The organism is Streptomyces tirandamycinicus (assembly GCF_003097515.1).
GTDB classification, from domain to species: Bacteria; Actinomycetota; Actinomycetes; order Streptomycetales; family Streptomycetaceae; genus Streptomyces; species Streptomyces tirandamycinicus.
In genome coordinates, this window is sequence record NZ_CP029188.1 from 331,132 (window position 1) to 352,520 (window position 21,389).

20 protein-coding genes are annotated in these 21,389 nt (G+C 73.0%); 12 read left to right on the forward strand and 8 right to left on the reverse strand.

Annotated elements, in window-relative coordinates:
• Window positions 1–59 precede the first annotated feature (59 nt).
• The gene (locus tag DDW44_RS01405; RefSeq protein ID WP_244223940.1) at window positions 60–2,600 is read right to left on the reverse strand and encodes a SpoIIE family protein phosphatase; all 2,541 of its coding nucleotides are present in this window, start codon (window positions 2,598–2,600) and stop codon (window positions 60–62) included.
• Window positions 2,601–2,853: 253 nt separating this feature from the next.
• On the opposite strand from DDW44_RS01405, the gene DDW44_RS01410 reads away from it, so the two are divergent.
• Complete coding sequence (locus DDW44_RS01410; RefSeq protein ID WP_018891039.1) at window positions 2,854–3,351, forward strand: peptidylprolyl isomerase; 498 nt, start codon at window positions 2,854–2,856, stop codon at window positions 3,349–3,351.
• Window positions 3,352–4,081: 730 nt separating this feature from the next.
• Here DDW44_RS01410 and DDW44_RS01420 read toward each other — a convergent pair.
• From DDW44_RS01420 to DDW44_RS01430, 3 genes are read right to left on the reverse strand one after another with little or no spacing between them, the layout of a single operon-like run.
• Window positions 4,082–5,152, reverse strand: a complete 1,071-nt coding sequence (locus tag DDW44_RS01420; RefSeq protein ID WP_108905285.1) for a threonine aldolase family protein — start codon at window positions 5,150–5,152, stop codon at window positions 4,082–4,084.
• The gene (locus tag DDW44_RS01425) at window positions 5,149–5,904 is read right to left on the reverse strand and encodes an SDR family NAD(P)-dependent oxidoreductase (RefSeq protein WP_017949321.1); all 756 of its coding nucleotides are present in this window, start codon (window positions 5,902–5,904) and stop codon (window positions 5,149–5,151) included. The genes DDW44_RS01420 and DDW44_RS01425 overlap by 4 nt, the downstream gene beginning before the upstream one ends.
• A 26-nt stretch (window positions 5,905–5,930) precedes the next feature.
• A complete protein-coding gene (locus tag DDW44_RS01430) occupies window positions 5,931–7,325 on the reverse strand; it encodes a DUF6421 family protein (RefSeq protein ID WP_026281867.1) in 1,395 nt (464 codons plus the stop codon).
• A gap of 431 nt (window positions 7,326–7,756) precedes the next feature.
• On the opposite strand from DDW44_RS01430, the gene DDW44_RS01435 reads away from it, so the two are divergent.
• Entirely contained in the window at window positions 7,757–8,440 is a 684-nt protein-coding gene (locus DDW44_RS01435; RefSeq protein ID WP_108905286.1) for a glycerophosphodiester phosphodiesterase, read from the forward strand.
• A 110-nt stretch (window positions 8,441–8,550) separates the two neighbouring features.
• Here DDW44_RS01435 and DDW44_RS01440 read toward each other — a convergent pair whose 3' ends face one another.
• Window positions 8,551–9,120, reverse strand: a complete 570-nt coding sequence (locus DDW44_RS01440; protein ID WP_017949324.1) for a GNAT family N-acetyltransferase — start codon at window positions 9,118–9,120, stop codon at window positions 8,551–8,553.
• A 244-nt stretch (window positions 9,121–9,364) separates the two neighbouring features.
• Here DDW44_RS01440 and DDW44_RS01445 point away from each other — a divergent pair, with 244 nt between their 5' ends.
• The 5 genes from DDW44_RS01445 (at window position 9,365) to DDW44_RS01465 (ending at window position 13,414) form a co-directional block, all read left to right on the forward strand.
• A complete protein-coding gene (locus tag DDW44_RS01445) occupies window positions 9,365–9,751 on the forward strand; it encodes a VOC family protein (RefSeq protein ID WP_026281866.1) in 387 nt (128 codons plus the stop codon).
• A 126-nt stretch (window positions 9,752–9,877) separates the two neighbouring features.
• Window positions 9,878–10,813, forward strand: a complete 936-nt coding sequence (locus tag DDW44_RS01450; protein ID WP_017949326.1) for a M56 family metallopeptidase — start codon at window positions 9,878–9,880, stop codon at window positions 10,811–10,813.
• A 33-nt stretch (window positions 10,814–10,846) separates the two neighbouring features.
• On the forward strand, window positions 10,847–11,548 hold the full coding sequence (locus tag DDW44_RS01455) for a phosphatase PAP2 family protein (RefSeq protein WP_018891187.1): 702 nt from the start codon (window positions 10,847–10,849) through the stop codon (window positions 11,546–11,548).
• Between the two features lie 229 nt (window positions 11,549–11,777).
• Entirely contained in the window at window positions 11,778–12,476 is a 699-nt protein-coding gene (locus tag DDW44_RS01460) for an HAD family hydrolase (protein ID WP_017949328.1), read from the forward strand.
• A gap of 269 nt (window positions 12,477–12,745) precedes the next feature.
• Window positions 12,746–13,414, forward strand: coding sequence for a TetR/AcrR family transcriptional regulator (locus tag DDW44_RS01465; RefSeq protein WP_108905287.1), 669 nt, complete (start codon window positions 12,746–12,748; stop codon window positions 13,412–13,414).
• A 129-nt stretch (window positions 13,415–13,543) separates the two neighbouring features.
• On the opposite strand, the gene DDW44_RS01470 is transcribed toward DDW44_RS01465, so the two are convergent.
• Entirely contained in the window at window positions 13,544–15,055 is a 1,512-nt protein-coding gene (locus DDW44_RS01470; RefSeq protein ID WP_108905288.1) for an LVIVD repeat-containing protein, read from the reverse strand.
• A 60-nt stretch (window positions 15,056–15,115) separates the two neighbouring features.
• Between DDW44_RS01470 and DDW44_RS01475 the strand changes: the two genes are divergently transcribed.
• Both DDW44_RS01475 and DDW44_RS01480 read left to right on the forward strand, forming a co-directional pair.
• Window positions 15,116–15,790 (forward strand): DUF305 domain-containing protein, encoded by a 675-nt coding sequence (locus DDW44_RS01475; RefSeq protein WP_240800652.1) that lies wholly within the window; start codon window positions 15,116–15,118, stop codon window positions 15,788–15,790.
• A 60-nt stretch (window positions 15,791–15,850) separates the two neighbouring features.
• Window positions 15,851–17,227: an FAD-dependent oxidoreductase gene (locus tag DDW44_RS01480; protein ID WP_108905290.1), complete on the forward strand. Its 1,377-nt coding sequence runs from the start codon at window positions 15,851–15,853 to the stop codon at window positions 17,225–17,227.
• A gap of 59 nt (window positions 17,228–17,286) precedes the next feature.
• Here the strand turns inward: DDW44_RS01480 and DDW44_RS01485 are convergent, their stop codons facing one another.
• Together DDW44_RS01485 and DDW44_RS01490 are read right to left on the reverse strand one after the other, a co-directional pair.
• Window positions 17,287–17,637, reverse strand: a complete 351-nt coding sequence (locus DDW44_RS01485) for an ArsR/SmtB family transcription factor (protein ID WP_108905291.1) — start codon at window positions 17,635–17,637, stop codon at window positions 17,287–17,289.
• Between the two features lie 94 nt (window positions 17,638–17,731).
• Window positions 17,732–18,145 carry an organic hydroperoxide resistance protein gene (locus DDW44_RS01490; RefSeq protein ID WP_108905292.1) on the reverse strand — a complete coding sequence of 138 codons (414 nt, stop codon included), beginning with the start codon at window positions 18,143–18,145 and terminating at the stop codon, window positions 17,732–17,734.
• A 118-nt stretch (window positions 18,146–18,263) separates the two neighbouring features.
• On the opposite strand from DDW44_RS01490, the gene DDW44_RS01495 reads away from it, so the two are divergent.
• The 3 genes from DDW44_RS01495 to DDW44_RS01505 all read left to right on the forward strand — a co-directional run bounded on the left by DDW44_RS01495 (window position 18,264) and on the right by DDW44_RS01505 (window position 21,355).
• Window positions 18,264–18,779: a MarR family winged helix-turn-helix transcriptional regulator gene (locus DDW44_RS01495; RefSeq protein WP_018891179.1), complete on the forward strand. Its 516-nt coding sequence runs from the start codon at window positions 18,264–18,266 to the stop codon at window positions 18,777–18,779.
• Window positions 18,780–18,970: 191 nt separating this feature from the next.
• The gene (locus DDW44_RS01500) at window positions 18,971–20,050 is read left to right on the forward strand and encodes an NADH:flavin oxidoreductase/NADH oxidase (protein ID WP_017949337.1); all 1,080 of its coding nucleotides are present in this window, start codon (window positions 18,971–18,973) and stop codon (window positions 20,048–20,050) included.
• A 216-nt stretch (window positions 20,051–20,266) separates the two neighbouring features.
• The gene (locus DDW44_RS01505; RefSeq protein ID WP_108905293.1) at window positions 20,267–21,355 is read left to right on the forward strand and encodes a WD40/YVTN/BNR-like repeat-containing protein; all 1,089 of its coding nucleotides are present in this window, start codon (window positions 20,267–20,269) and stop codon (window positions 21,353–21,355) included.
• The last annotated feature ends 34 nt before the right edge of the window (window positions 21,356–21,389 follow it).

Sequence of the window (21,389 nt, forward strand, 5' to 3'; positions counted from 1 at the left end):
GCCGGCCGGGTGCGGGTCCGGCCGCCCCGGGGGCACCCGGCGCGCCGCGTCCCGGCCGGTCAGGAGGCCGCCAGAACCGGCCCCTCCGCACGGCCGGTCGCGGCGCCGATGCCGGGGCGGGAACGGGGAGGGGTCGGAAGGGCCTGCTCCGTCCAGATGGCCTTGCCGTCCCGGCTGTACCGCGTGCCCCAGCGCCGGACGAGCTGGGCGATGATGAACAGCCCGCGCCCGCCCTCGTCGTCGTCGGCGCTGTGCCGCAGATGGGGCGCGGTGTGGCCGCCGTCCGCGACCTCGCACACCAGGGTGCGGTCGTGGATGAGCCGCAGGTGCAGCGGCCCTTCGGCGTAGCGCACCGCGTTGGTGACGAGTTCGCTGGCGATCAGTTCGGTGGTGAAGACCAGTTCGTCGAGTCCCCAGTCGCGCAGCCGTTTCGCCACGAGCTCGCGGGCGCGGCCCGCGGCGACCGGCTCCAGGGGCAGGCTCCAGACGGCCACCCTGCGGTCGTCCAGCTCCCTGGTCCGCACCAGCAGCAGCGCGGTGTCGTCGTTGGTGGTGCCGTCGGGGAGCAGGGTGGAGACGGCCCGGTCGCACAGGTCCTCCAGCGAGTCCGCGCCCTCGGCGAGGACCCGTGCCAGGGTGTCCAGCCCCTTGTCGATGTCCCGGTCACGGGCCTCGACGAGACCGTCCGTGAAGAGCGCGAGCAGACTGCCGACGGGCAGGTCGATCTCCAGGCACTCGAAGGGCAGGCCGCCGAGCCCCAGCGGCGGCCCGGCCGGCAGGTCGGGGAAGCTGACGCGCCCACCCGGCTCGACCACCGCCGGGGGCAGATGCCCGGCGCGCGCCATGGTGCAGCGCCGCGACACCGGGTCGTAGACGGCGTACAGGCAGGTGGCTCCGGCCGCGACGTCGTCGTCGCCGGTGAGCGTGCCGAGGGCGTCGGCGCTGTCCTGGGCCGACTGTCCGACGAGGTCGTCGAGCCGTTTGAGGAGTTCGTCGGGCGGCAGGTCCAGGGGGGCGAGCGCCCGTACCGTCGTGCGCAGCCGGCCCATGGTGGCCGCCGCGTGCAGCCCGTGGCCCACCACGTCGCCGACGACCAGCCCGACCCGGGTACCGGAGAGCGGGATGACGTCGAACCAGTCGCCGCCGACCCCGCTGAGGTCGTCCGTGGGCAGATAGCGGTGGGCCAGTTCGACGGCCGAGTTCGACGGCAGGTGCTGGGGCAGCAGCTGCCGCTGGAGGGCCAGCGCGGACTCCCGCTCCCGGGTGTAGCGGCGGGCGTTGTCGACGGACACCGCGGCGCGGGCGACGAGTTCGTCCGCCACGGCGACCGCTCCATGGTCGAAGAAGCCGCGCAGGCCGTCGCGTACGAACGTGGCGAGCCCCAGCACCCCGCCCCCGGCGCGCAGCGGCACGACCAGGGTGCCGTCCTCCAGCACGAGCCCGCCGGAGGCGAGGCTGCGGTGCTGGGGCGAGCCCTCGGCGTAGGTCACCGGCAGCGGACGGAGCCGTTCCCCGGCGGTGTTCCCGGCCGGCCCGGTTCCGTCCACGTGCCGGGTGCCCGGTCTCGCCGCGGCGTGGGAGGCGGCGTGGGAGGCAGCGCGGAGCAGATCCGTCGCCGCCGGCCCCGTGCCGCCCGGTACCTCGCCCGCCAGTACGGCCGGGGCCAGGTCCACGTCGACGCGGTCGGCGAACTCCGGCACGGCCACCGCGGCGAGTTCACCGGCGGTGACGAGCACGTCCAGCGTCGTGCCGACGGTGCGGCCCGCCTCGACCAGGAGACTCACCTGGCGCTGCGCCTCGTAGCGGTCGGAGATGTCGAAGGCGTCCTCGCACACCCCGAAGACGCGGCCGTCCGCGTCCTGCAGCCGGTAGTACGAGCAGGACCACACGTGCTCCCTGCCCGGGTCGCTGGGCTGCTCCGCGCGGAAGTGCAGATCGAGGAAGGGCTCGCCGGTCTCCAGCACCCGGCGCATGACGGCGTGGAGCGTCTCCGGGTATCCCGGGGTCACGAACCTGCCCCGGGGGTAGAGCTCCTGGGCCAGCTCGCCGCGGGTCTCGGCGAGCGGGCGCCCGATCTCCCGCTCCGAGGCGGCGTTGCACCAGACGAGACGGAAGCCGGTGTCGTAGATGGCGAATCCCAGGGGCGACTCGGTGGCCAGCCCCTGCAGCATGGCGAGGCGGGACTCCCATTCCCGCAGCCGGTCCCGGTCGGCCGCCACGACGACGCGCTCCGCCCGCCCCGTCCCGGACAGCGGGCAGACCGCCACGACGAGGTGCATCCGGTGGCCGTCCCGGTGGACGGCGGCGTGCACATGGTGCTCGGGGAAGAGCGGGACCAGGGCGCCGGGCGCGTCGGCGGCCCGGCCGGCTGCCGCCCGGGGGTCCGGTGCGGCGCCGGGCGCGGGAACCCCGCCGGGCGTCAGGAACGCGGCGACGGGACGTCCGATGATCTCGTCCGTCCGGTAGCCGAGGAGTTCCTGCGCCGCGGGGCTCCAGCCGATGACGGCGTCGTGCTCGTCGAGCACGAACGTGGCGGCGCTCGTGACGTCGAGCGGCCCGCGGAAGTCGGCGTCCTCGGTCGCCCTTCTCGCGTTGTCCATGACGCCCTCACCGGCCGGCTTCGTCAGGTCCAGAATCCGCCTTGTGCTGACCCTGCGCAACCGATCGGACCGGATGCGCGGCCGGCTCCTCCACGGGCCCGCACCGTGCATGCGAACAGGTGAGCGGGCAGGTGGAGGGGTGTCGGGCGGAGTGGTGGTGACGCGCCGCCGCGTTCCGCGCCCGGTGCGGACACGCGCCCGGCCGAAGGGGTCTGGTGTGAACCGCACGAGCGCGGATGACAGCATGGGCCCCATGAGCAACGACGTTTTCTTCGACATCACCATCGACGACGAGCCCGCCGGGCGGATCGTCTTCACGCTGTTCGACGACGTGGTCCCCAAGACCGCGCGGAACTTCCGCGAGCTGGCCACCGGCGAGCACGGCTTCGGCTACGAGGGTTCCGGCTTCCACCGCGTCATCCCCGACTTCATGCTCCAGGGCGGTGACTTCACGGCCGGCAACGGCACGGGCGGCAAGAGCATCTACGGCGAGAAGTTCGCCGACGAGAACTTCCAGGTCAAGCACACCAAGCCCGGCCAGCTGTCCATGGCCAACGCGGGCCCGAACACCAACGGCTCGCAGTTCTTCATCACGACCATCGTCACCGACTGGCTGGACAACAAGCACGTCGTGTTCGGCGAGGTCGTCGAGGGCATGGACGTCGTGAAGCGGATCGAGTCCCTGGGTTCGCGCAGCGGCGCCACCCAGGCGAAGATCAGCATCGCCAAGTCGGGCGTCGTCGGGGCCTGACCCCGGCGGCTGCCGCCCCGGCCCCGGCGGAGGTCCGCGACCCACCGCGACCCACCGGGGCGGGGCGCGGCGGGCGGGCCTGTGCGGCGCTTGGGGACGCTCGCTCCACGGATCGCTGCTGCTGGCCATCCCACGACGGTAACGGCAGGCACTGACAGCCTGCCAGGGGTACCCGACCGATGCGGCAGTCCGCTCCGTACCTCAAGTGGGGCAGGGCTACATCTCGACTTCGCGGCCGCTGATCTCGACGGCCGGGGCTCGGCGTACTTCCGGTTCGTCTCGGCGTGCCCGCTCGGCCTCCTCCATCTGCCGCACCTGCTCCCGGTCGGCCAGAATCTCCGCGGCCCGCCGGCGTGGGTGTCGGCGCTCGTGGTCGGGCTGATCGGGCCGCTGTTCCAGGGCGCGGCGAGCGGGCCGTGCGCGGCGGTGCGACCGCCCGGCGGCTCCATGGCCCTCGGCCGGTCGCACGGTCCTGCCTCGACGGCGGCGGTGGCGCGGCCGCCCACTCCGGCGACCGCGGCCCCGGCCGGCCGTCCGTCCGGGCACCGGCGTCCGGGCACCCTCTCAGGCGCCGGCACTCAGGCACCGGCACTCAGGCACCGACGTCCGGGCACCGTCCCTCAGGCGGAACGGCGCGGCGCCGCGGCCGGGCACCGGGCGCCGGGAGAGCGCCGGGCACCGGGAGACGCGACGCCGCGCGGCAGCGCAAGGGCGCGTTCCGGGACGACCGTCAGCGCGCCATCTCCTCCTTGAGCGCGAGGACGAAGGCGTCCACGTCGTCCTCGGTCGTGTCGAACGAGCACATCCAGCGGACGTCTCCGGCGGCTTCGTCCCAGAAGTAGAAGCGGAAACGCTTCTGCAGCCGACGGCTCACCTCCTGCGGCAGCCGGGCGAAGACCGCGTTCGCCTGGACCGGATAGAGGATCTCGACCCCGTGCACCGCCCGGACGCCCTCGGCGAGCCGCTGGGCCATGGCATTGGAGTGCCGGGCGTTGCGCAGCCACAGGTCTTTGGCGAGCAGCGCCTCCAGTTGCACGGAGACGAAGCGCATCTTCGAGGCGAGCTGCATCGACATCTTGCGCAGATGCTTCATATGGCTGACCGCGTCGGGGTTGAGCACGACGACCGCCTCGCCGAACAGCATGCCGTTCTTGGTCCCGCCGTAGGAGACGACGTCCACGCCGACGGCGTTGGTGAACGCCCGCATCGGCACGTCCAGCGACGCCGCCGCGTTGGCTATCCGCGCCCCGTCGAGATGGACCTTCATCCCGAGACCGTGGGCGTGGTCGACGATCGCGCGGACCTCGTCCACCGTGTAGACCGTGCCCAGCTCGGTGTTCTGGGTGATCGAGACGACCTGCGGCATGGCGCGGTGCTCGTCCTCCCAGCCCCACGCCTGCCGGTCGATCAGCTCGGGGGTGAGCTTGCCGTCCGGGGTCGGCACGGTCAGCAGCTTCAGCCCGCCCATCCGCTCCGGAGCGCCGCCCTCGTCCACGTTGATGTGGGCGGTCTCGGCGCAGACGACCGCGCCCCACCGGTCGGTGAGGGCCTGCAGGGCGGTGACGTTGGCGCCGGTGCCGTTGAAGACGGGGAACGCCTCGGCGCCGGAGCCGAAGTGGCTGTGCATGATCCGCTGGAGGTGGTCCGTGTACGCGTCCTCGCCGTAGGCGACCTGGTGGCCGCCGTTGGCCAGGGCGAGGGCGGCCAGCACCTCCGGGTGCGCGCCCGCGTAGTTGTCGCTGGCGAAGCCCCGTACTCCGGGGTCGTGGTGCCGTCGGGCGTCGGTCCTCGTCGGGCTCACGGCTCGGGGGTCAGCCACAGGCGCTGTCCATTCACTTCCGGGGCGGGCCGGTCCCAGACTCCGGCAATGGCCTCGGCCAGTTCCTTGACGTCCGTGAAGCCCGCGAACTTGGCGTTCGGGCGCTCGGCGCGCATCGCGTCGTGCACGAGCGCCTTGATGATCAGGATGGCGGCAGCGGCGCGCGGTCCGTCCTCGCCCCCGGCCTTCCTGAACGAGTCCGCGAGCGCCAGGGTCCAGGCCTCCGCCGCAGCCTTGGCGGCGGCGTAGGCGGCGTTGCCCTCGGTGGGCTTCGCCGCCCCGGACTGGCTGACCAGCACGAAGCGGCCCTTGTCGCTGCGCTTGAGCGCCTCGTGGAACGCCAGCGAGGTGTTCTGGACCGTGCGGATCAGCAGCTTCTCGAGCAGCTGCCAGTCGCTCAGGTCCGTCTCGCCGAAGGTGGCGCAGCCGCGCCAGCCGCCGACCAGGTGGACCAGGCCGTCGACGCGGCCGAACTCCTTCTCGGTCTGGGCGGCCCACTCGCGGGTGGCGGTCGGGTCGAGCAGGTCGACGGTGTCGCCGGTGACGGTCGCCCCGCCGTGTGCGTACCGCGCCTCGTCGACCGCCTGGGCGAGCCGTTCGGTGTCCGCGTCCGACGCCACGACGATCGCGCCCGCCTCGGCGAGGCGGAGCAGGGCGGCGCGGCCCGCCGGACCGGCCGCTCCGGCAACCGCGATCACCGCACCGTCGAGGGCTCCGTTGCCGTTCACATTCATCGTGCTGGTCTCCTCCGTACGAGAGCTCACGCGGCGACTCGCTCGGCGGACCGGGCCGTGATGCCCTGGGTGGAGGCGATCACGCCCTTCAGCTTCTTGGAGAGCGCCTCAAAGAACATGCTGAGCGGAAACTCGTCGGGAAGCACGTCGTCCACGAGCTTGCGCGGCGGCTGGCTCAGGTCCAGGGCGTCGGGGCCCTTCGCCCAGCGCGAGCCCGGGTGCGGGGCGAGGTAGGTGGAGACCAGTTCGTAGGCCTTGAACCAGTGGACGAGCTTCGGGCGGTCGATGCCGTCGCGGTACAGCTTCTCGATCTCGGCGCAGAGCTGGTTGGTGACCTGCGGCGCCCGCTCCCAGTCGATCCTCAGCGTGTTGTCCGTCCACCGCAGGACGTCGTGCCGGTGGAGGTAGGCGAAGAGCAGCTGGCCGCCGAGGCCGTCGTAGTTGCGCACCCGGTCGCCGGTGACGGGGAAGCGGAACATCCGGTCGAACAGCACCGCGTACTGGACGTCACGGCCGTGCGTGTTGCCCTCGGCCTCCAGCTTCACGGCCTCCTTGAAGGCGGTGAGGTCGCAGCGCAGCTCCTCCAGGCCGTACATCCAGAACGGCTGGCGCTGCTTGATCATGAAGGGGTCGAACGGCAGGTCGCCGTGGCTGTGGGTGCGGTCGTGGATCATGTCCCACAGGACGAAGGCCTGCTCGCAGCGCTCCTGGTCGTGGACCATGGAGGCCACGTCCTCGGGGAGGTCGATGGAGAGGATCTCCACCGCGGCCTCGGTCACCCGGCGGAAGCGGGCGGCCTCCCGGTCGCAGAAGATGCCGCCCCAGCTGAACCGCTCGGGGGCCTCGCGCACGGCTATGGTCTCGGGGAACAGCACGGCCGAGTTGGTGTCGTAGCCGGCGGTGAAGTCCTCGAAGGTGATCCCGCAGAACAGCGGGTTGTCGTAGCGGGTCGCCTCGAGCTCGGCCAGCCAGTCGGGCCAGACCATGCGCAGCACCACGGCCTCGAGGTTGCGGTCCGGGTTGCCGTTCTGCGTGTACATGGGGAAGACCACCAGGTGCCGGCGGCCGTCCACGCGGTCGGCGGCGGGCTGGAAGGCCAGCAGCGAGTCGAGGAAGTCCGGCACGCCGAAGCCGCTGTCGGCCCATTTGCGCAGATCGGCGACGAGCGCGCGGTGGTACGCGGCGTCGTGCGGGAGCAGCGGGGAGAGTTCCTCCACGGCGGCGGTCACCCGCTCGATCGCGTACTCGGCGGCGGCGGGCACCGGGGCGTCCTCGGCGTCGAAGTCGATGGAGCCGTCCTTGGACTGCCAGGGCCTGATCTCCCCGACGGCGTCCTTGAGCGTCTGCCACGCAGGATGCCCGACCACCGCCGTGGCCGTCGCCGCGTCCGTCGCAGCGGTCTGCACAAGAGTTTCCGTCATGTCACTTCCTCCACGGGAGAACCTCGCGTCAAGACACCGTATCTATGCCCGGTTCTCCCGTACAAGGGGAACCTTGGGAAATTATCCTGCCCTACCCCCATGGTCACCGCAGATTTTTCTGTGACCTAGGCCATACGGGACGATGGCTGCGGTGAGCCGTGCGGGGACACCCCTGGAACGGGAGACGTCCCGGAGGGCGTCCCGGGTGCCGTCAAGACCCGGAGGACTCGCCCACGCCCGGGTGAGCCCGTCACGGGTCGCGGCGCCGGAAGACCGCGTTCCCCCAAGCTCCGGACCTCATGCACGACCGGGTGCGGCCGTGGCGGAGACCACTAGGCTGCGGCCGTGCCGCGCGGCGGCGGCAGCCACCGCGCGGGAGCCGCGAAACAAGAACGGCCCGAGCCCGACACATCGACGGAAGCGAGAAGATCTTGAGTTTCCTCACCATCGGTCATCGCGGGGTCATGGGTGTCGAACCGGAGAACACCCTGCGTTCCTTCGTCCGGGCGGAGCGGGCGGGGATGGACGCGATCGAACTGGATCTCCATCTCAGCAAGGACGGCGCACTGGTCGTCATGCACGACGCCGATGTGGACCGCACGACCGACGGCACCGGGCCGATCGCCGAGAAGACCCTCGCGGAGCTGCGGGAGCTGGACGCCGGTCAGGGCGAGCGCATCCCGGTGTTCGAGGAGGTGCTGGACGCGGTGGGCCTGCCGCTCCAGGTCGAGATCAAGGACGCGGCCGTGGCACGGGTGCTCGCGGATGTGATGGTCAAGCGCGATCTGGTCGACCGGATCGAGGTCACGTCGTTCCAGGACGACGCGGTCAGGGAGATCACCGCGCTGGTACCCGGAGTCCGCACGGCCCTCATCGCCAGCCGCTGGGGCAGCGACATCGTGGAGCGCGCCCAGGCCGTCGGCGCTCCCGCGCTGGCGCTGAACATCCGCCGGCTGACCCTGGAGACGGTGGAGCACGCCCATGACGAGGGGCTCAGAGTGATCGGGTGGGTCGTCAACACCCAGGACCACCTCCGGCTGGTGCGCGCCCTCGAACTGGACGGTGCGACCACCGACTTCCCCGAGATCCGGCGCACCGGCCGCTTCACCGCCTGACGGGCCGGCGACCCCGGGCCGCGGGCCACCGGCCCGGGGACCCGATCACCGGCCCGCGGGACGCGGTCCCCGGCCGGCGGCTCAGCGGCACCGGCTCCCCGGCCGGGAACTCAGCGGCCCGGGGTCCCTGCGTCCAGCCGCTTCACCAGAAGTTCGAACTGCAGGTCGTCGCGGCGCGGCAGCCCGAAGCGCTCGTCGCCGTACGGGAACGGTGTCATCCGTCCCGTACGGCGGTACCCGCGCCGCTCGTACCAGGCGATCAGCTCCTCGCGCACCGAGATCACCGTCATATGCATCTCCGTGACGCCCCAGTCGTCCCGCACGACGCGCTCGGCCTCGGCGATGACCCGCCGCCCGAGTCCACCGCCCTGGAGCCCCGGCCGCACCGCGAACATGCCGAAGTACGCCGCGTCACCCCGGTGTTCGAGCTGGCAGCAGGCCACGAGCTCACCGCCGCGCCGCACGGTGAGGAGTCTGCTGCCGGAGGCCGCGATCACCTGGCGCACGCCCTCCGCGTCGGTGCGCTGCCCGTCCAGGATGTCCGCCTCGGTGGTCCAGCCGGTCCGGCTGGAGTCCCCTCGGTAGGCCGACTCGATCAGCTCGACGAGGGCGGGGACATCGGAAGGGGTGGCGTCGACGTAGGACAGCTGCACCGGGTCCCGGGGCGGTGCGGTCTCCATGGGGCGGGTCTCCGTTCTGCTCTGCGCCGGCCGGACCGCGCTCCTCCGGCCGTCCGGTCCGCGCTGCTCTGCGCCGTGCGGTCCGCGCCGCCCTTCGCCGTCCGGTCCGTCCCCTGCTCACCGGGGCTTTCGCCGTGCGGCGGCGGCGCGGCGGACGGCGACGCGTGGCCGACCGCGGACGACCGCGGACGCGCCGTCCGGGCCCGACCTTAGCGCGACGCGCCGGCGGTCTACCGTGGTGGCCATGATGCACGTGCTGAGCAGCCGCGTCCTGCTGCGGCCGACCGATCCCGAGCGGTCCAGGCGGTTCTACGAGGACGTTCTGGGCCTGCAGATCTACCGCGAGTTCGGCACCGGGCCCGACCGTGGAACGGTCTACTTCCTCGGCGGCGGCTTCCTGGAGGTCTCCGGACGCTCCGACACCCCGCCGGGCCCCGGCCTGGCGCTGTGGCTCCAGGTGCCGGACGCCAAGGCGGCCTACGGCCATGTGCTGTCGCACGGGGCCGCGGTCGAGAGGCCGCCGCAGCGGGAGCCCTGGGGCCTGGTCGAGATGTGGCTGACCGACCCGGACGGGGTGCGGATCGCCGTGGTGGAGGTGCCCGAGGACCATCCGCTGCGCCACCGGCCCTGACCCGGGCCCCGTTCCCTTTCCGCACCGCGGCTTCGGCCCGCCGCCATAGCGGGCGAGCCGTGGCGTACGTCACTTGCCGGGTGAAGCCGTACCTGCGGGTAGCACGGCGCTCATACCCTGGTGCCCATGATGGTCTCCCTCGCGCTGCTGTCGCTCGGCGCACTGGCCGCCGTCGTCGCGCCGCGGCTGATGTCGCGGGCCGACTGGCCGGAGCGCGAGCCGGTGGTGGCCCTGTGGGTGTGGCAGTGCGTGGTCGCGGCGGTGCTGCTGAGCTTCGGACTCTCCATGACCATCAGTGCGGCCGCCGCCTGGCAGGCGGTGCGGGGCCCCGTCTTCGCACCGGCGCCGAGCGCCGTCGTCGAGGCGTACGCGCTGGGTGCGGGCGGCCCGTGGTCCGCGGTGCTGGCCGTCGTCCTGGCGTGCGCGGGGCTGTGGAGCGGTGCGATGCTCACCCGGGAGATCCACCGGGCGCACATCCGGCGCCGGCGCCGCCGGGCGGAACTCCTCGTACGCGCCCCCCTGTTGCCCGGGGAGGACCCGGGTGACGATCCGGTGGTGGTGCTGGAGGGCGAGCGGCCCGACGCGTGGTGGCTGCCCGGAGCCGCGCCCCAGCTGGTCGTCACCACGGCCGCCCTCCGGCGCCTGAAAGGCCGTCAACTCGACGCGGTGCTCGCCCATGAGCAGGGCCACGCCAGGGCGCGCCACGACTGGCTGCTGCACTGCTCGGCGGCGCTCGCCAACGGCTTTCCCCAGGTCCCGGTGTTCGCCGCGTTCCGCGACGAGATGCACCGGCTGGTCGAGCTCGCCGCCGACGACGTCGCCTCGCGCCGGTTCGGCCGGCTCACGATCGCCCTCGCGCTGGTCGAGCTGAACGAGCACCGCGGAGTGTTCGGTCCCTGCCCTGCCCCCGACGCCCAGCTCCACCACCGCGTCAACCGGCTGCTGGCCCCGGTCCCCCGGCTCACCGCGGGCAGGCGGCTGCGGCTGACCGCTGCCGCGGTCCTGGTGCCCGTCGTACCGCTACTGGTGGCATTCGTGCCGGGTCTGAGCGCTTTGACGTAACTAGCGGGGCGGATCGGGGGCAGGATCCTGCCCATGCGTCCCCCCACCCCCACCCCCACTCCCGTCCCGCACCACCCTGCCCCGGAGCCACAGCTTCCGGTCCCCTGGGCGCGTACCGCGTCGCTGACCGCCGTGGTCGCCGTGCTGCTGCTGGTGACGGTGTCCGTCGGCTGGGCACCCCTGATGTCGGTCGACCGCTCGATCGCGACCGGGCTGCACGAGTCCGCGCTGGCGGACCCGGGGTTCACCCGGGCGAACCGGGTCCTCAGCGACTGGGTGTGGGATCCCTGGACGATGCGCGCCCTGGTGCTCTGCGCGGTCCTCGTCCTGCTGCGGCGGGGCGAGAGCCTGCTGGCCCTGTGGGTCGCGGCGGCGAGCCTGCTGGGCTCGGCGGTGCAGCAGGCCCTCAAGGTCCTGGTGGGGCGGCAGCGCCCGGTCTGGGCGGACCCCGTGGACTCCGCCCACTACGCCGCATTCCCCTCCGGCCACGCGATGACGGCCACCGTCACCTGCGGGCTGCTCCTGTGGCTGCTGACGCGGACCGGGGCCGGGCCCGGGCTGCGGCGCACGGCGGCCCTGCTGGCGGTGGTCTCCGTGCTGGGCGTGGGCTTCACCAGGCTCTATCTGGGGCTGCACTGGTTCACGGACGTCCTGGCCGGGTGGCTGCTCGGGGTCTGCCTGGTGGCCGCGGCGGCCGGCTCCTACGAGCGGCTGGCGCTGAACCGGGGGCCGTGACACCCGGGACGAACGGCCCGCCCTGGACCGCGGCCGCGGGGGACACGGCCCCCCGAGGAGCCAACGGCATGCCCTGGACCGGGGGCCATCACATCCAGGGCCAACGGCCCTCCCCCGACCGGGGGCCGTGACACCCGGAGCCCACGGCCCGCCCTGGACCGCGCCCCGGTGCCGCGGGGCAACCGGAGGGGCCTTGAACCGGGAGCCCCGGTGCCGGGAGGATCGCCGCATGGCGATCAAAGGCGTGCTCTTCGACTTCTCGGGAACGCTCTTCCGGATCGAGTCCGTGACGGACTGGCTGCGGGCCGCCCTCGACGAGACGGGGGTCTCCGTCGGGAAGGACGCGTTCGAGCGCTACGCGCGCGAGCTGGACGCGGCCGGGGCGCTGCCCGGCGGCTCCACGCCCGAGCTGATCCCGGAGGCGCTGGCCGAGCTGTGGTGGACGCGCGACCAGGACGGCCGGCGGCACCGGGACGCCTATGTGGGCCTCGCCCGCCGTGTGGAGCTGCCGGACCCCCGGCTCTACGACGCCCTCTACGAGCGGCACAAGGCCCCCTCCGCGTGGCGGCCGTACCCGGACGCGGCGGAGGTGCTCGACGGGCTGCGGCGGCTCGGCACCGGCGTCGCGGTGGTCAGCAACATCGGCTGGGACCCGCGGCCGGTGTTCCGGGCGCACGGGCTGGACGGGTACGTGGACGCGTACGTGCTCTCCTACCGCCACGGGGTGCAGAAGCCGGACGCGCGGCTGTTCCGGGCGGGCTGCGAGGCGCTGGGGCAGGAGCCGCGGGACGTCCTGATGGTCGGCGACGACCGGCGCGCGGACGGCGGGGCGGCGCGGCTGGGCTGCGCGGTGCACTTCGTGGATCATCTGCCGGTCGAGGAGCGTCCCGAGGGGCTTCGTCCGGTGCTCGGACTCGTGGGTGGGTGAATCGGAGCGGAACGGGCGGGGTGCGGGCGGCCGGGCGCGACAAGCGGGACCGCGGAGCCGGGAAGCGGGTACGGAAGCCGGGAAGCGGTGCGGAGAACGGGAAGCGGGCACAGGGGCTCCGCACGTGCCACGGGCGGAACGGGACGGACCGGGCGATCCCCCGCGTCGCCCGGTCCGTCCGGTCCACCCCGCTGACCAGGCGCACGGGCGCCTCGCAACGGGCCGCGCTGAGTATATTGGCTCTGAGCCAGTCAACGCAGGAGTCAAGCATGTCCCCGCGGAGCGCATCGGTCAATGAAGAGCTCCGTCGGCGTTCCCGCGAGCGGCTGCTCCAGGCGACGGTGGACCTCGTCGGGGAGCGCGGCTACGAGGCGACGACGCTGGGGGACATCGCCGACCGGGCCGGCTCGGCCCGCGGTCTGGTCTCGTACTACTTCCCCGGCAAGCGCCAGCTGTTCCAGTCGGCCGTGCACCGGCTGATGCACCGCACTCTGGAGGACGCGCTGGAGCGTGAGCCCCGCACCGCCGACGGGCGGGAGCGGCTGGCCCGGGCCGTCGACGCGATCCTGGGCCTCGCGGTGGACCGTCCGGTGCTGATGCGCGCGCACATGGCGGGCATCCTGCAGGCCGAGGGCTTCGTCCAGTGCCCGGAGCAGCAGCGCCTCGCGTTCCTGCTGCGCGACACCATGGAACGGTACGGTTCCCCGGACCCGGACGCCGACTACCCCCTGCTGCGCGCGCTGCTGATGGGCGCGGTCTTCGCGGTGGCGCTGCCCGGCGCGCCGATGCCGCGCACCCGGCTGCGTGCGGAGCTGTTCCAGCGGTACGGACTGGACTGGGAACTCGGTTCCCCTCCGGGCGGCGAACCGGCCGGAGGGACCTCGCAGCAGGGTCCGGACCGGTCGGTCGGCCGGCCGGCCGACGGAGCGGCCCGGTAGGCGGTGCCGGGCACGGACGGAGGACGCGGGCGACGGGCGCGGACGGCGAGCGCGGGCAGCCGGCGCGGGCGGCGCCCGATGTGGTGAGGGAGCGGTGCCGCCCCGCCGGGGCGGCACCGCGGTGTTCGGTCAGTCGTCGAAGCGGTCGAAGTAGTCCGGCTGGGTCTGCACGTTGAGCTCGTGCATCCGGACGCGCTTGGCCGCGTCGGTACGACGGTCGTCGAGCTTCAGCACGTCGAAGCCCTTGGTGATGTCGTTGGAGTAGATGTGGCCGTTGTAGTAGTACGCCGACCAGGAGCCGCCCGTCCTCGCGGCGTCGGTGGAGAGCGGGCCGCGCTCGAAGTAGGCGATCTCCCTGGGCTTGGTGGAGTCCGTGAAGTCCCACACCGACACGCCGCCCTGGTACCAGGCCTGGACCATGATGTCGCGGCCCTTCACCGGGATCAGCGAGCCGTTGTGCGCCACGCAGTTCTCGGTGGGGGCCTGGTGCCGGTCGATCTTGAAGTAGCCGCGGAAGACCAGCTTGCGCTTGTCGCCCTTCCCGACGATGTCGTAGATGCCGTCGGCTCCCCGGTTCGGGCCCGTCTCCGGGTTGCAGGTGGCGCCCCCGCCGCCGCCGAGTTCGTCGGTGAAGACGACCTTGCGGGCGTCCTGGTTGAACGTCGCGGAGTGCCAGAACGCGAAGTTGACGTTGTCCTGGACCTGGTCGATGACCCTCGGGCGCTCGGGGTCGCGGATGTCGAACAGGATGCCGTCGCCCATGCACGCCCCGGCCGCGAGGTCCTTGGACGGCAGCACGGTGATGTCGTGGCAGCCGGTCGTCTTGGAGACGCCCGGGTTCGTGGGTCCGCCGGGATTGCCGCCGCCGTCCGGGCCCTCACCCGGGAACAGCACCGGGAAGCCGACGACCGCGGCCTTCTCCGGGGCGTTCCGCGGCACCTTGACGACGGAGATTCCGTCGTGCGGCGGCTGGCAGTCGGGGAACATCGCGTTCGGCGAGTACGACGACACGTACACGTACACGTTGCGCCGCTCGGGCACCAGGGTGTGGGTGTGCGAGCCGCAGGCGGTCTCGACGGCCGCGACGTACTTCGGGTTGCGCTTGTCGCTGATGTCGAAGACCTTGATGCCCTCCCACGAGGACTTCTCCGTGGCCGGCTGGCTGGTGCTGGCGCAGGAGTCGTCGCTGCGGGAAGAGTCGGTGGAGAGGAAGAGCAGGTCCCCGGAGACCGAGATGTCGTTCTGGGCGCCGGGGCACAGGACCTGGGCGACGGTCTTGGGGTCGCGCGGGTTGCGGATGTCGAAGATGCGGAAGCCGTCGTAGTTGCCGGCGAACGCGTACCTTCCCTGGAAGGCGAGGTCGGAGTTGGTGCCCGGGAGCGCGTCCTTCGGGACGTTGGCGAGGTGGCGGATGTTGTCGCTGTGGACGACCTCGTCCACAGCGGGTATCCCGCCGCTCTTCGTCAAGGCCTCGGCGGCCGCCGCCTGTTCGGACGAGACCTTCCTCTCGGCCGGGGCGTCTCCGGGGTCGGGTGTGGCGGCCGCGGGTCCGGCCGTCAGAAGTGTGGCCAGCAGCCCTGCCGCGGCTGCCGCCACGCCCAGGCGTCTGCGCCGCACGCTGGTGGTGTGCAACGGGGTCACCTTTTCCCCTCCTGGTTCAGTGGTTCAGCGATGTACTGCCCCGGCAGTATCGTCCTAGGCATGCCCACATCAACAGATGGCAACAGAGACGCGGTGAAAGTCGTCACGGCCGTCGTGGTGGCCGTACTCGCCCTGGGAGCCTGCGAGTCGGGGTCCGGGTCCGGGTCCGGCCAGCCGAAAGCCGACGGGGACCGCGGTGCCGCGGTCGTGGCCCCCGGGAAGCCGGGCGAACCCGCCAGGACGCTCTCGCCCGAGGAGGCCGCGAAGGAACTGCCGGACGACAGCCCGAACGCGGCGGACGTCGGGTACGTCCAGATGATGATCGTCCATCACCAACAGGCCCTGGAGATGACGGCCCTCGTACCGGACCGGGCCGCCGGCACCCCGGTGAAACGCCTCGCCGATCGCATCAGGGCCGCGCAGCAGCCGGAGATCGGGGCGATGCGGGGCTGGCTGAAGAGGCACGGCAAGGGCGAAGCGACGGGCGGTCACGGGAGCCATGACCACGGCGCGATGCCCGGCATGGCGACCGACGAGCAGTTGGCGCGGCTGCGTGCCGCCGAGGGCAGGGCCTTCGACGAGCTGTTCCTCGAGTTGATGATCACTCACCACCAGGGCGCGCTGACGATGGGGGCCACCGTGCTGTCCGAGGGGAACAACGTCCAGGTGGGGGAAATGGCCAATGACGTGATCGCCCAGCAGACGGCCGAGATCAGCCGTATGCGCACCATGTGAGGCTTACCGGGCGGCCTTCCCGGTGCCATGCTGGAAGCACCCTGCGGAAGGAGCGCAGCCGTGCTTCGAGTCGCCGTCGTCGGATCCGGGCCGAGCGGGGTCTACACCGCTCAGGCCCTCGTCCGGCAGTCCCTCGTGCCGGACGTCCGGGTGGACGTCCTGGACCGGCTTCCGTGCCCCTACGGGCTGGTTCGGTACGGGGTCGCACCCGACCACGAGAAGATCAAATCCCTGCAGAACACCCTGCGGGCGGTCCTGGAGGACGACCGGATCCGTTTCGTCGGCCATGTCGAGGTGGGCGCGCACGGCCTGACGCCGGCGGGCCTGCTGCGGCTCTACCACGCGGTCGTCTACTGCGTCGGGGCCGCGAAGGACCGCAGGCTGGGGGTGCCCGGCGAGGATCTGCCGGGGAGCCACTCGGCCACCGACTTCGTGTCCTGGTACAGCGCCCACCCGGACGCAGCGGGCAGCGGGTTCGCCCTCGGCGCCCGGTCGGCGGTGGTCATCGGAGTGGGCAATGTCGCCGTCGACGTCACCCGGATCCTGGCGCGCGGCGCCGCGGAGCTGCGGCCGACCGACGTACCGCACGACGCGCTCGGCGCCCTGGCCGGCAGCCGGGTGCGCCAGGTGCACATGGTGGGCAGACGCGGCCCGTCCCAGGCGAAGTTCACCACGAAGGAACTGCGGGAGCTGGGCTCGCTGCCGGACGCCTCCGTCCACGTCGATCCGGCCGACCTCACCCTGGACCCGGGGTTCGCCGACGCGTCGGCGCTGCCGGCGGTCAACCGGCGCAACCTCGACGTGGTGCGCGGCTGGGCGGCGGCCGGCGAGGACGCCCCGGGCGCGCGGGCTCGAAGCATCCGGCTTCGCTTCTTCCTGCGCCCGGTGGAGCTGCTCGCGGAGGACGGTCGGGTCGCCGCGGTGCGGTTCGAGCGGACGGTGCCGGACGGCGCGGGCGGGCTGCGCGGTACCGGCGCGTACGAGGAGATCGAGGCCCAGCTGGTACTGCGAGCGGTCGGCTATCGCGGAGTGCCCCTGGACGGGCTTCCGTTCGACCCCGCGCGGGGCACGGTGCCGCACGAGGCCGGCCGGGTGCTGCGGGACGGTGCGCCGTCCGCGGGCGAGTACGTCGCGGGCTGGATCAAGCGCGGCCCCACCGGGGTGATCGGCACCAACCGGCCCTGCGCCAAGGAGACGGTGGCGTCGGTCCTCGAGGACGCACCCGCGCTGTCGGCGCGCCCGCTGCCGGACGAACCACTGGACGTGCTCAGGGATACGGGGCTGCGCCCGGTGGAGTGGCCCGGCTGGCTGGCGATCGAGGAGGCCGAGCGCGCGCTCGGCCGGTCGCTGGGCCGCCGCTCGGTGAAGATCGCCGACTGGGAGGGGCTGCTGAGCGCGGCCGGTGTCGGTATGGCTCCGCAGCTTCCCGCGGCATAGCGTCCCCGTGCCCGGCTGACCGTGCTTCCCCGTGCCCGGCCGGGTACGGGGAAGCACGGTCAGTCGGTGCCGTGGCGGGCCGCCTCGGCGGCGGCGGCGGTCAGGACGCCGTCGAGGAGGCCGGGGTACAGCGCGTCCAGATCGTCGCGGCGCACCCCGTTCATCTTCGCCGTGCCCCGGTAGACCTGCCGGATCACCCCGCTCTCCCGCAGCACCCGGAAGTGGTGCGTCGACGTGGACTTGGTCACGGGCAGATCGAAGTACGAGCAGGACAGCTCGGCGTCGGCGGCGGCCAGTTCGCTCACCACCCGCAGTCGCACCGGGTCGGAGAGCGCGTGCAGCACACCCGCGAGCCGGATCTCGTCACGCGCGGGGTGGGCGAGTTCGCGGGGGCTTGCGGCGGTGGTCACGGAGGCTCCACTTCGGCTGGGGCTGCCATTGTACGAAAGCCGCCGTAGTTGACGGACGGGTTCCGGGCCGCGTGGCACCGCCGGGCCGGTCGGACTACTCGACGACCAGCTCGACGGGGATGTTGCCGCGGGTGGCCCTGGAGTACGGGCAGACCTGGTGCGCCTGCTCCACCAGCTGCGCGCCGGTGCCACCCTCGAGCGACTCGGGCAGCTCGACCCGCAGGACCACGGCCAGCCCGAATCCGCCGTCCTCGTCCTTGCCGATACCCACCTCGGCGGTCACCGATATGTCCCCGGTGTCGACCTTCGCCCGGCGGCCGACGAGCCCGAGCGCGCTCGCGAAGCAGGACGCGTACCCGGCCGCGAAGAGCTGCTCCGGGTTGGTGCCCTCGCCGCTGCCGCCCAGGGCGGCGGGGGCGGCGAGCGGCAGGTCCAGCCGGCCGTCGGAGCTGACGGCGCGTCCGTCGCGGCCGTTCGCGGTGGCGACGGCGGTGTACAGCGCGTTCATGGAAAACCATCCCTTGGTCGTCGGGGCCGGGCCCGTGCGGCGGGCCGTACCACCCAACTAGAGCACACAATTAAATTGCGCACAACTCGATTGCTTGCGAGACGGGTACCCTGACCCCATGAAGACGACACCCGGCGACCCCACGAGGACGACACCCGGCGCCGCACCGGACGAGGCCCTCCGCCTCGACCGCCAGATCTGCTTCTCGCTGCACGCGGCCTCGCGGGCCTTCAACGGCGTGTACCGCGCGATCCTGAAGGACCTCGGCCTCACCTACCCCCAGTACCTGGTGATGCTGGTGCTCTGGGAGCACGGCGAGCTGCCGGTGAAGACGATCGGCGCCCGCCTCCGGCTGGACTCCGGCACCCTGTCCCCCCTGCTCAAGCGCCTGGAGGCGGTCGGCCTCGTGGAGCGCCGGCGCAGCACCGCGGACGAGCGGTCGGTCACCGTGCGCCCGACGGCCGAGGGCGCCGCCCTGCGGGAGCAGGCCGGCCTGGTGCCGCGCAGGATCGCCGCGGCCACCGGACTCTCCCTGGAGGAGATCGGCGACCTGCAGGAGCGCCTGTCGGCGCTGACCGCCAAGCTCGACGCCGCCGACCTGGACCTCGGCCCGCTCGACGGCTGCGCGGGCTGACCCTCGGCGGGCCTCGCACCCCGGCACCCCCGGCACCGGTCGCACGCCGGTCGCGTACCGGCGCTTGTACGGTCGGCATCGTAGTTTGACAATCGCCGTACTACGAAGGGTATCGTACGAGCGTCAACTTCGACTCGGAGTTCGACCCGGGCTTCGACCCGAGCTTCGACCCGCCGTGAATGGAGCCTGCCGTGAGCGCACTGTTCGAGCCGTACACCCTGCGGTCCGTGACGATCCCGAACCGCGTGTGGATGGCCCCGATGTGCCAGTACAGCGCCGAGGCCACGGGGCCGGACGCGGGCGTCCCCACCGACTGGCACTTCGCCCACTACGCCGCACGCGCCGCCGGCGGCACCGGACTCATCCTGGTCGAGGCGACCGCGGTCGTCCCCGAGGGCCGGATCAGCCCGCACGACCTCGGCATCTGGAACGACACCCAGGCCGGCGCCTTCCGCAGGATCACCCGCTTCCTCAAGGACCAGGGCACCGTCCCCGGCATCCAGATCGCCCACGCCGGCCGCAAGGCCAGCACGGACCGGCCCTGGACCGGCGGCGAGCCGGTGGGTCCCGACGCCCACGGCTGGCAGCCGGTCGCGCCGAGCCCGGTCCCGTTCGACGAGGGGCACCCGGTACCCGACGAGCTGACCGCCGATCAGATCGCCGAACTGCCCGGCCGGTTCGCCGACGCCGCACGGCGGGCGCTGGACGCGGGCTTCGAGGTCGTGGAGGTGCACGGCGCGCACGGCTATCTGATCGGCGAGTTCCTCTCGCCGCACAGCAACCACCGCACCGACGCCTACGGCGGCTCGTTCGAGAACCGCACCCGGTTCGCGCTGGAGGTCGTCGACGCCGTACGCGCGGTGTGGCCGCAGGAGCTTCCGCTGTTCTTCCGGATCTCCGCCACCGACTGGCTCGAGGAGAACGGCTGGACCGCCGACGACACCGTGCGCTTCGCCGCGCTGCTGCGGGAACACGGCGTGGACCTGCTCGACGTCTCCTCCGGCGGCAACGCGGCGGGGGTGCGCATCCCGGCGGGCCCGGGCTACCAGGTGCCGTTCGCCGCCCGGGTGAGGAACGAGACGGAGCTGCCGGTGGCGGCGGTCGGCCTGATCACCGACCCGGCGCAGGCCGAGAAGGTCCTCGCCAACGGCGAGGCCGACGCCGTGCTGCTCGGCCGGGAACTGCTGCGCAGCCCCTCGTGGGCCCGCCGTGCCGCCGGGGAGCTCGGCGGGACGGTCCGGATCCCGGAGCAGTACCACCGCTCGGTCTGAGCCCGCGCCCCGGGGCGCGGCCGGACCGGGGACGAAACACACGGGACGGGACGCACAGGGACGGAACGCACCGGGGCCGGACCGCACCGGGCGGACCGCGCCGCAGCCGGGCACGGCCGGGCCGACCTGCGGGAAGGCCCGCTCCGGGGGCCGCTGTCAGTGGGTGGGTGCAGACTGGCCCCTGTCCGCGACAACGGCGTCCTGGAGGTGTCGTCGATGACCGACGTACTGCTGGCAGTAGGCACGCGCAAAGGGCTCTTCCTGGGGCACCGCAGAGACGGCCGATGGGAGCTGGACGGCCCCCACTTCAACGCCCAGGCCGTGTACTCGGTCGGGATCGACACCCGCCACGGTGCCGTGCCGCGGCTGCTGGTCGGCGGGGACAGCGCGCACTGGGGCCCGTCGGTGTTCCACTCCGACGACCTGGGAGCCACCTGGACGGAACCGGCCGCGCCCGCGGTGAAGTTCCCCAAGGACACCGGGGCCTCCCTGGAGCGGGTGTGGCAGCTCCACCCGGCGGGTCCCGCGGCCCCCGGCGTGGTCTACGCGGGGACGGAGCCGGCGGCGCTGTTCCGCTCGGAGGACGCCGGGGAGACGTTCGAGCTCGTCCGGCCGCTCTGGGAGCACCCCACCCGCGCGAAGTGGGTGCCGGGCGGCGGCGGAGAGGCCGTGCACACGGTGGTCACCGACCACCGGGACCCCCACCGGGTGACCGTCGCGGTCTCCGCGGCGGGGGTGTTCCGCACCCTGGACGGAGGCGCCGCCTGGAGCCCGTCCAACGACGGGGTGTCGGCGGTCTTCCTGCCCGACCCGAACCCGGAGTTCGGCCAGTGCGTCCACAAGATCGCCCAGGACGCCGGCGACCCCGACCGGCTCTACCTCCAGAACCACTGGGGGGTGTACCGGAGCGACGACGGGGGCGCCACCTGGACGGACATCGGCGAGGGCCTGCCGTCCGACTTCGGCTTCGCCGTCGTCGCCCATCCGCACCGCCCCGGCGTCGCCTACGTCTTCCCCATCAACGCGGACGCCGACCGCGTCCCGGCGGGGCGCCGCTGCCGGGTGTACCGGACGGCCGACGCGGGCGCCACCTGGGAGCCGCTGTCACGGGGGCTGCCGGAGGGCGACCACTACGGCACGGTGCTGCGCGACGCGATGTGCACGGACGGCGCCGACCCCGCCGGGATCTACTTCGGCAACCGCAACGGCGAGCTCTACGCGAGCGCGGACGACGGCGACAGCTGGCGGCAGCTCGCCTCCCACCTGCCGGATGTGCTCTGTGTCCGGGCCGCCGCGGTCGGTTGAGGAGGCGCCCCGCGCGGCCAGTAGAGTGACGCCC

Bases quoted from the DNA above. Each gene is read 5' to 3' on its own strand.
- DDW44_RS01405 (WP_244223940.1), bottom strand. From the start codon at position 2,600: ATGGACAACGCGAGAAGGGCGACCGAGGACGCCGACTTCCGCGGGCCG.
- DDW44_RS01410 (WP_018891039.1), top strand. From the start codon at position 2,854: ATGAGCAACGACGTTTTCTTCGACATCACCATCGACGACGAGCCCGCC.
- DDW44_RS01425 (WP_017949321.1), bottom strand. From the start codon at position 5,904: ATGAATGTGAACGGCAACGGAGCCCTCGACGGTGCGGTGATCGCGGTT.
- DDW44_RS01430 (WP_026281867.1), bottom strand. From the start codon at position 7,325: ATGACGGAAACTCTTGTGCAGACCGCTGCGACGGACGCGGCGACGGCC.
- DDW44_RS01440 (WP_017949324.1), bottom strand. From the start codon at position 9,120: ATGGAGACCGCACCGCCCCGGGACCCGGTGCAGCTGTCCTACGTCGAC.
- DDW44_RS01445 (WP_026281866.1), top strand. From the start codon at position 9,365: ATGATGCACGTGCTGAGCAGCCGCGTCCTGCTGCGGCCGACCGATCCC.
- DDW44_RS01450 (WP_017949326.1), top strand. From the start codon at position 9,878: ATGATGGTCTCCCTCGCGCTGCTGTCGCTCGGCGCACTGGCCGCCGTC.
- DDW44_RS01455 (WP_018891187.1), top strand. From the start codon at position 10,847: ATGCGTCCCCCCACCCCCACCCCCACTCCCGTCCCGCACCACCCTGCC.
- DDW44_RS01460 (WP_017949328.1), top strand. From the start codon at position 11,778: ATGGCGATCAAAGGCGTGCTCTTCGACTTCTCGGGAACGCTCTTCCGG.
- DDW44_RS01465 (WP_108905287.1), top strand. From the start codon at position 12,746: ATGTCCCCGCGGAGCGCATCGGTCAATGAAGAGCTCCGTCGGCGTTCC.
- DDW44_RS01475 (WP_240800652.1), top strand. From the start codon at position 15,116: ATGCCCACATCAACAGATGGCAACAGAGACGCGGTGAAAGTCGTCACG.
- DDW44_RS01490 (WP_108905292.1), bottom strand. From the start codon at position 18,145: ATGAACGCGCTGTACACCGCCGTCGCCACCGCGAACGGCCGCGACGGA.
- DDW44_RS01495 (WP_018891179.1), top strand. From the start codon at position 18,264: ATGAAGACGACACCCGGCGACCCCACGAGGACGACACCCGGCGCCGCA.
- DDW44_RS01505 (WP_108905293.1), top strand. From the start codon at position 20,267: ATGACCGACGTACTGCTGGCAGTAGGCACGCGCAAAGGGCTCTTCCTG.